The 8,491-nt window shown below is 44.9% G+C and carries 7 protein-coding genes and 1 pseudogene; all 8 read right to left on the minus strand.

All coding sequences use genetic code 11. The features are described from left to right. Positions 1-247: 247 nt before the first annotated feature. Complete coding sequence (locus ACFIMA_RS08670) at positions 248-475, minus strand: hypothetical protein (RefSeq protein ID WP_375607551.1); 228 nt, start codon at positions 473-475, stop codon at positions 248-250. Next, positions 472-1,134, minus strand: coding sequence for a lysozyme (locus tag ACFIMA_RS08675; protein WP_375693755.1), 663 nt, complete (start codon positions 1,132-1,134; stop codon positions 472-474). Before ACFIMA_RS08675 ends, ACFIMA_RS08670 begins: the two co-directional genes overlap by 4 nt. Positions 1,135-1,197: 63 nt before the next feature. Beyond that, complete coding sequence (locus tag ACFIMA_RS08680; RefSeq protein ID WP_375632978.1) at positions 1,198-1,527, minus strand: hypothetical protein; 330 nt, start codon at positions 1,525-1,527, stop codon at positions 1,198-1,200. Between the two features lie 10 nt (positions 1,528-1,537). Beyond that, on the minus strand, positions 1,538-5,719 hold the full coding sequence (locus tag ACFIMA_RS08685) for a hypothetical protein (protein WP_375693756.1): 4,182 nt from the start codon (positions 5,717-5,719) through the stop codon (positions 1,538-1,540). A gap of 21 nt (positions 5,720-5,740) precedes the next feature. Further along, positions 5,741-5,974 (minus strand): hypothetical protein, encoded by a 234-nt coding sequence (locus ACFIMA_RS08690; RefSeq protein WP_375611072.1) that lies wholly within the window; start codon positions 5,972-5,974, stop codon positions 5,741-5,743. A gap of 9 nt (positions 5,975-5,983) precedes the next feature. Beyond that, positions 5,984-7,117 (minus strand): phage tail protein, encoded by a 1,134-nt coding sequence (locus ACFIMA_RS08695; RefSeq protein WP_375693332.1) that lies wholly within the window; start codon positions 7,115-7,117, stop codon positions 5,984-5,986. A 7-nt stretch (positions 7,118-7,124) separates the two neighbouring features. Next, positions 7,125-8,138, minus strand: a complete 1,014-nt coding sequence (locus tag ACFIMA_RS08700; protein WP_375693333.1) for a phage tail protein — start codon at positions 8,136-8,138, stop codon at positions 7,125-7,127. An 8-nt stretch (positions 8,139-8,146) separates the two neighbouring features. Then, a pseudogene (locus tag ACFIMA_RS08705) lies at positions 8,147-8,491 on the minus strand (phage tail protein); the annotation flags it as partial.

Raw genomic sequence — 8,491 nt, forward strand, 5'->3', positions numbered from 1 at the left:
ATCAATTTCATGATGCGTGACATCATCTTTAAGCCTTGATAGGTCTCTATCATCTCGTGAAGGAGCTGTTGTTCTGTTTCTGTAAGACCTTTATCTTTGCTGCTTCGTTTCTTGACCATCTTTCCAACCACATAAATGGGCTCCCTGCTTGTTATGCTTCAAAATATCTCTTGCAAGGTTGGAACTGATGACCGCAACATCCTTATTATCCAAATAAATGGGCAACCAGCCACCACAAGAAACAGACCTATTTGCCGCGCACCCAACGAGAAAGTTCAGAGCGCACACCACCATCACTTTTTCGATTAACTTCATTTTCTACCTCAAGACGGGTTGTTGCTGTCTTTAAAGCATTCTCTGTTTGCTTTTGCCGTTCGCTTTGCTTGCCAAGCTGAAACGCCTTGGCTAAAGCCATAAAAAAAACGGCTAAAGCCGCTGTAAACATAAGAGAATATTTCTTTAGCCAAAAAATCATAAGCGTTGCTCCCCAAACCGCTTGGCGACAATCACTATGCCCGTTACAGCCGCTAAAACCATCATGCCTGCTAAAGCCCATTGCACCGGACCATTGCCTGCTAACAAGCCGCCAAAACCAGAACAAGACCCTATAATCGGGGCAAGTGCTTCTATTTTAAGAAGTCCGGTTGCCGTTTTCGTTTCTACCCTTTGATAATTCGAAGAAACATAAGCCCCTTTTACCCATAATCCCGCTTCTGCTGCTCGACGGTTGGCTAAACCCGCAAGAGGCTTCCCACCGACCTTATTCCATTTCTGTAATTCTAAGGGTACGGCTTCATAATCCCCTTGATTAAGCTTCTTCAATAAGGTTGACTTGCGAAAAGCAGCTGTTCCTACATTATAGCAAAATGAGACCAATGCCGCGAATTGGCAATCCGTTAACGAAACCGTCACCGATTCCTCTACCGTCTTCTCAAATTGCTTTAAGTCTTCACAAAGGATTTCTTCCGCTTGCTTTTGGCTAATACACATGCCTTTTTTGACAAGGGGGTGACCCGCATTGCTGGTGTGACCATAACCAATCGTCCAGATACATGCCGTATCTCTATATGCCTCTAAACGCAAACCTTCCCATTGTTTGATAAGCTCTAATCCTTCTTTCGATATCTTTCTCATCTGACGCTCCATAAAAAAAGCCCCACAAAAGTGGGGCTGGATAAAAATGTTTTCTTATGATCTCTATTGGCTATGCTCTTTGATCAGCTGCTCGACTTCTTCAACACGAAAGCCAAGTTGAAAGAGCGGCGCATATTCGCTTTCCTGTAATTCATACTGACAACGCTTTTCGACAAAATCACCATTTAAATCAAACGGCATGGTTGTTGTTAGACAAACCTTATGCGTGTCATCTTCAATCCCCTCTTCTCCCTCTCCAAGCTCTTTAACAAAGACCCAATAAAAACGTGTTGCTAAAAGCATCTCTAGCCTTCTTACCGTTTCAACTTTGTCAAAAGAAAGCATGTTCAGATAATCTTGCTTGCTATTTAAATGTTCTGGATAATCTATCATCTACCTCTCCTCACAAATCACGGGAATGGCTACAACCACGCGCACATAATTGTTCATTACCTCTAGAATAAGATACCGTGGAGCGTGCAAAACATCCGCTATCTACACCATGACTCCACCCTCCTCCTCCTGATAACCATCTCATTTCTAACCTAGCCTGCCCCCTATTCGTTATTTGCATAGGAAACGTTCCTGCTAAAAACTGCCAAACATAACCGCAACCTTCCTCACAACCGATATGCGAGATCATACGACGATTTGCTGTATCAACGTGACCTCCTGAAGTCTTAGGAGAGGGGGGAGTCTTACCTTTAATACTTGTTTTGTCATTACTTCCATACATGGTTGAAGCAAATTCCACATCACTCAGTAAGGATTTCTTGACACGCATCATATCCGTTACATGATCTGTATAGGTACGACCTGTTGTGATCGGAACACCATATGCCGAGCGCGTATTTTCACCGGTGCCTGACTGAAGATAAATATCAACCCAAAGATCTGTAGAGGGGTCATAAACCATACCTTCTGGTGAACTATGCGGACGGTGATTGAGACACCAAACTGAATTGGGTAAAATATCCCCTGCTCTATAACCAGACAATGGATGACCGGAAATCGTACCAACATCCGCACAGAGCGTATGAAACCCTCCTATCTTTCGCGAATTACTCACTGTGTAATCCCTTGGATACGTAGAGTTTTCTGATAAAACAAATTTATGAGACTGTCCTCCATCAGAAACCAAATAAACATAATAATCCTTACCCGCCGAAAGAGAAGGAACGCTTATTCTTGTATCTACCGTATAACTTGCAACTAAAATATCATTGCCTAATGCCAAAGTTATGCGTGTTCCTTTTTTCAAGGTTAATTGCGCTTTGCCTGTCGCTACAAGAAACGGGGTGGAAATTGAAAGAACCGTTAAATTGGACTGTTTCAGTAAATTGTTTACCTCTTCCGCTAGCGCTTTTGCCTGTGAAGCTACTGTATGGGCTGTTGTTGCCGTTGCTAGGGAACTCTTGATACCTCCAAGCTCTTGTTTCGTCGTATCGGCTGTTGTTTTGGCTTCTTCTGCTGTCCTTTTCGCTCTATCGGCTACTTCTTTGGCTTTTTCGGCTTCGCTCTTGGCTTGATAGGCTTGTGAATCTGCCGACTCGGCTTTTTTCTTGGCTTCTTCTGAGTACATCCGCGCTAAACTTACGGGGGCTTTAAAATTCTCAACCACTTGGTTGATATCAATAACCCTACTCCTCGCAGACGAGGCTATTTTCTCTGCATTTTCTGCCTGATTGCGCGCTTGCGTCGCATCATGTCTTGCATAACCAGCAGACTCCTTGGCTTCCTTGGCTATTTTTTGTGCCTCTTCCGCTTCTTCTTCTAAAGACGCGGCTTTCTTACCCGCTGTTTCAGCTGCCTTTTGCGCCTCTCCTGCTATATATTTTGCATTACTCGCTATTTCCTTGGCTTTTTCTACTTCATTCTTGGCTTCATACGCTCGGTCATCGGCTTTCTCTGCTATTTTCTTGGCTTCTTCACCTGCCATTTCTGCTAATCTTGCTATAGTCTTAGCGTTATTGGCTGCTTCATTCGCGTCGTAAGCTTTACTCCACGCTTCATTTGCTGTGCTTTTTGCCTTTTCCGCCTCACTACGAGCTTGCCCAGCATCATGGTTGGCATAACCTGCTGTCTGTTTGGCTTCCTGTGCTATTTTTTGTGCTTCTTCTGCGGCTGCTTCTAAAGACGCGGCTTTCTTACCCGCTGTTTCAGCTGCCTTTTTCGCCTCTCCTGCTGCATATTTTGCACTATTGGCTATTTCCTTGGCTTTTTCGGCTTCATCTTTTGCTTCATACGCGTAGTTATTGGCTTTCTCCGCTATTTTCTTGGCTTCTTCGCCTGCCGTTTCTGCTAAACTTGCTGTAAGCTTAGCACTATCTGCTGTTTCATTCGCTTTGTGGGCTTTATTCCACGCTGCATTCGCTGTGCTTTTTGCATTTTCCACCTCACTACGCGCTTGCTCCGCATCATGCTTGGCATAACCTGCTGTCTGTTTGGCTTCTTTCGCTATCTTTTCAGCTTCACCCGCTACTGTCTCTACCTGTGATGCCTTCTTTTGTGCACCATCAGCTACCTTCTTTGCCTCGTCCGCTGTCGACTTCGCACTATTGGCTAATTGTTTTAGACCATCCAAAGCACCTTTCGTTTCTTCTGCTACCTTCTCTGCTGCTTCCGCTTTACTCTTTGCTGCTGTAGCTATACCCTTCAACGCTTCTGCATCAACCTGCCCTGCCGTCTCTCCTGAACGCGCCGCAGACTCTGCTACCGCTTTCGCTTCCAAAGCTATTCTAGAGGCTTCTGTTGTGCTCTGTTGGGCTTGCTCCGCTTTCGCTATTGCACTATCTGCTGCACTTTTCGCTTCTAAGGCTATCGCTTTGGCATTACTTGCCTCTTCTTTTGCTTCTTCTGATACGCTCTTCGAAGAAGTCGCTGTTTGATTTGCTTCATTCGCAATTCTCTCTACACTTTCTGCTTTAACCTTTGCTTCTTCTGATAAACTTTTAGCATTAGAGGCTGTTTGACTTGCTTGTTCACTCGTGGATTTCGCTTCAGTCGCAACAGTCTTTAAACTTTCCGCTTTAGATTTCGCATCGCTAGCCTCTCTTACAGCTTGCTCTACTTTCTCTGTTGCTCTATCCGCTACATTCTTGGCTTCTTCTGCTGTGCTCTTCGCTGCATTCGCAACTGTAACAGCGCTTTCTGATGCTACTTTAGCTTCGTTAGCTATGCTCTCTGCTGTTGCTGTCGCTGTCGCTACCGATTGTTTTACTTCCTCCACTAAACCTTTTGCCTCAACAGCTGTCGTTTTACTTTCATTGGCTAACGTTGCTGCCTGATCTGCTATTTTCTTCGCTTCAGCGGCTTTAGACAATGCTTCTGAAGCATCTTGTTGCGCTGTTGATGTCTCTAACGCCTGTTTGGCCTCTTGCGCCATAGTCTTGGCTTCAGAAGCTGTGATTGTCGCATCATCCGCCTTCTTTTCGGCTCTTGCGGCTTTCTCTTCTGCCGTCTCTGCTGTGCTCTTAGCTTCACTCGACTTCGTTAACGCTTCTAAAGCTTTTTGCCCGATCTCATCACCAGCCTGTTTAGCTGTGGTAGCGGTCGATAATGCCGTTTCTGCAATACCTTTCACTTCTTCAGAAATATTCTTGACATCATTGACTAAGGTAAGCGCTGTAGATGCTTTATCCTTCGCTGCATTCGCTTCTGTAAGCGCATTGGTAGAGGCATTTTGGGCTTCTGTTGCGAGTTGTTTGGCTTCTTCTGAGAGTGTCTTAGATGACTCTGCTATCTGTTTGGATTCTCTTGACTCCGTTAATGCCTTCTCTACTGCCGTTTGTACTTGAGACGCTGTTTTTGTAAGTTCTCTAACAGAAGATGTCGCCCGTTCCGATAAACCTTTTGCTTCTTCGGCAATATCCTTCGCATCAGCGGCTGTCTGTTTGGCTCCATCTGCCTTCATACTTGCTTGTGTCGCTACTGTCTTAACTTCATGACACGTCGCTACCGCTGTTGCGGCTACTTGCTTCGTCTCTGTTGCTGTTTGGGAAGCATCTCTCGCTGTTTGTTCTGCACGTTCAGAAATGGACTTCGATTCATCGGCTAATCTCTTTGCTTCTGTCGAGACATGGACGGCGTTCTCACTTGCCTGCTTGACCTCTACAAAACTTTGCAATGCCGTAGCCAATGAACCTTTCGTACTACTTATTTCCCCTGTAGCTCTATCAAATCCTGCCTTCGCCTCTTCTGCCATTTGCTTGGCGGCTTCAGAGGCACTCTTGGCTTCTTCGGCTAATCCCTTGGCTGTATCCGCTGTATCTTTTGCACGATTAGCCGTTGTCGTTACTGCTGTAACCGCTTCACCCGTTTTGGTAACTTCGCTAAGCGCTCTTTCCGATACTTTTTTCGCCTCTTCTGCAACCTGTTGCGCGCCATTCGCACGCGCCATGGCTTTTTCTGCTTCTTTCCTTGCATTAACAACCTGCTCTAACGGCGCAAAGGTTTCATACGAATACAAAGACGCCGTCCCTAAAAGCTTCGGAACAACAACACTGTCTTGAGAAGTTCCTGCTATCATTTCTTCTCTCGTCGCGACAGGTATCAAATATTCATGTTCATGATCGGGTATCTTCATCTGCTTTCGTCCTCACATCATTCAGAGCACTTCGTCTAATGAACACTCTTTCAAATCTTCAAACTCTTCTCTTAAGGTCTCTAAGCGCTTCTCTAAATCTTTCAGTGAACCATCAAGCTCTGTTTTCAAAGCGGCTTTCAGTAAATCAAAAACGCCAGTAAGCGGCGCATGTACAAAACCTCCCCCAGAATACAAAACGACCCGTACTTGAGACGGGTCGCTAATCTCTGATATCGCAAACGGTTTTAATGACATTTCAACTCCTCATGTCTTGATCCCATAAATTACACTCACATTAACGGGGCGCGTTTCAACACCACCAACCCTCTCTGCCATGAGATGATGTTCATGATGCTCTCTGTCATTCAGACCTGCCGTTATAGGCGTTGAATAATATAAAAAATTAGCAAAGGGGCTCCTGATAAACCAAGGTAAACGCGGCGGCTTGTCTTTTTCTGTAAACCAAAAGGGAGTCTCTACCTGTGGACTTCCTGCTATTTGGTCAAATTCTTGATTACACTTGTCCAAAGCATCCCCACTCAAACCTACACACTCTTCGTCTACAGATCTCTTGTGCCTTGTCACGGGCGCTTCAGTAGAAGAAACATTCCGTTTCTTTCGAGAAGAAAGACCTTCTGATGACGCTGGACCTATAAAATGCTCATGCGCTTTTAAAGAACAGGGTTGTATACTTGCAAAAGAACGCCAAGGGTCTAAATTGCGTTCATTATCAAGTCCCCGTAAAAATAGCCCCCGAAAATCGGGAACATTAAACGTCGTGGCGCCATCTCCTTCTCCCCACGTCGTTCCTATGACACAAAATAAATCCCAATAAACATACCGTGAATAAGCACTTCCATCACATGGCAACCAACCATCCGGCAAGCGCTCCATTGCAAACGGTCCTATCAGACCGGAAGGTAAACGTTTTAAGGAAGAAACTTTGCCCCTTGTCGGGTTGAGAACTTGCCAACCCGTAAGCTCTTCATCATACACAAGCGTATAAAGACAGCCATCTTGTATCTCTCCTCCCGATAAGGCTAATAAACCGGTTTCTGTTGCCTTATAAACGGGCTTATCGGCTAAATTATTTAAAGCAATTGTTGTCGCCCCAACATTCTTGCCCTTCGCTTTAAAACAAACCGATATGCCATTCTTATACTCTAAAAATGCCGATTGACTTAGAAGCCTTATCACGCTCGTCTTTTGGTTATTATCAACCGTCACAATCCCTTCAAGCACCCCCCCCGTATCCGATAAATACTCACTTACCCGTTGCATCATAAAACGAGCGCTATTATTAACCGTGTTAGGGTGCTGTCCCTCTGACCAATTAATTAAAGCATCAGCACCACCATTCTCAGATGCCGTTAAAGACCAATCATAAATCGTGGACATCTAAACCTCACGTCTTGATTCCAAACACAACACTCATATTAATCGGGCGCGTCTCACTTATACCTGAACTTGCCAATGCAACATCACGCATGTGAAGGTGGGAATGGGGAAAGGCGAGCTTATGGTGCACGCGTATATCCTCTGCTCTCACGCCCAAACGTTCAGCAAGCTTCAATCTTTGCTGGTCATTCAACACATATCCCCAGATGATTGTCATATCACCATGCCAACTCTCTTCCTGATTTTCATCATTCAAAATCGTAAAGGATTGACCCCCATGGTCATGCTTTCTCATTGCGTCATTTTGTAAAGTGCCAAGATAACGAAAGCGGTCTATCTCGCGGTCATCATCAACACCTCGTAAAAAAACACCACGCAAATCGGGAACATTAAACTTCGTCCAACTATCAGCGCCTCCCCACCTGATCCCTATCGCTTCATAAAGAGCAGGATAATCACGACGCAAATAAGCCTTCCCATCACATGGTAACCAGCCATCTGGCAAAACTTGCATCCCAAAAATCCCTATCGTCCCTGGTGGATAAACAGGGATAACCGGCTCTTGCGATAAAGAGAGAGGCGTAGGATTTAAAACTTGCCAAGCATGATCCCTATAAACCAAGCTATAAATGCACCCCCTTTGAAGCTCGCCCCCAGATAAAACACGGAGACCTAATTCCGTCGCCTTGTAAACAGGTTTAGCCGCCAAATCATTCAAGGCAATTGCGGTTTCCCCAACATTCTTGCCCTTCGCTTTAAAACAAATTGATATCCCATTCTTATACTCTAAAAATTGCGATTGGCTTTGAAGTCTTATCAACGTCGTCTGGTGTTCAGCATCAACCGTAAAAGTGCTTTCAATCACACCACTCGTATCCGATAAATACTCACGCACACGTTGCATCATCACACGAGCACTATTATTCAGACTACTAGGACGTTGTCCTTTTGACCAATCAATCAAATCATCACAATAGGCATTCAAGGAGGCATTTAAAGACCAATCATAGATCGTCGACATCTTACACCTCATGTCTTAATCGCAAACAGAACACTCACATTTACTGGACGCGTCTCGCCTTCACCAGTGCTCTCCAAAACAACCTCTTGGTTCTCATCAAGAGTATGAGAACTTACAATGTAGCCCCCTAAATTCTCACGCTCTATGCCCATAAAATTCGCTAGAGAGCTCCCCCCAAACAAGCCTAGACGATAACCCAACACATCTGTCGTATTCCCATCCCAAAAGTTTTCGTTGCTGGTAAAATGAGACATCGAAAGGCTCTGTCCTTGATGTTGATGCGACTCGATTAAATCTGTTTGCACACTTGCAAAAGAACGCCCCTCATCAATATTGCGCCCTCCATCAAGCCC

The sequence above is a fragment of the Bartonella sp. AP88HLJMH genome (assembly GCF_042195605.1).
Classification (GTDB): Bacteria; Pseudomonadota; Alphaproteobacteria; order Rhizobiales; family Rhizobiaceae; genus Bartonella.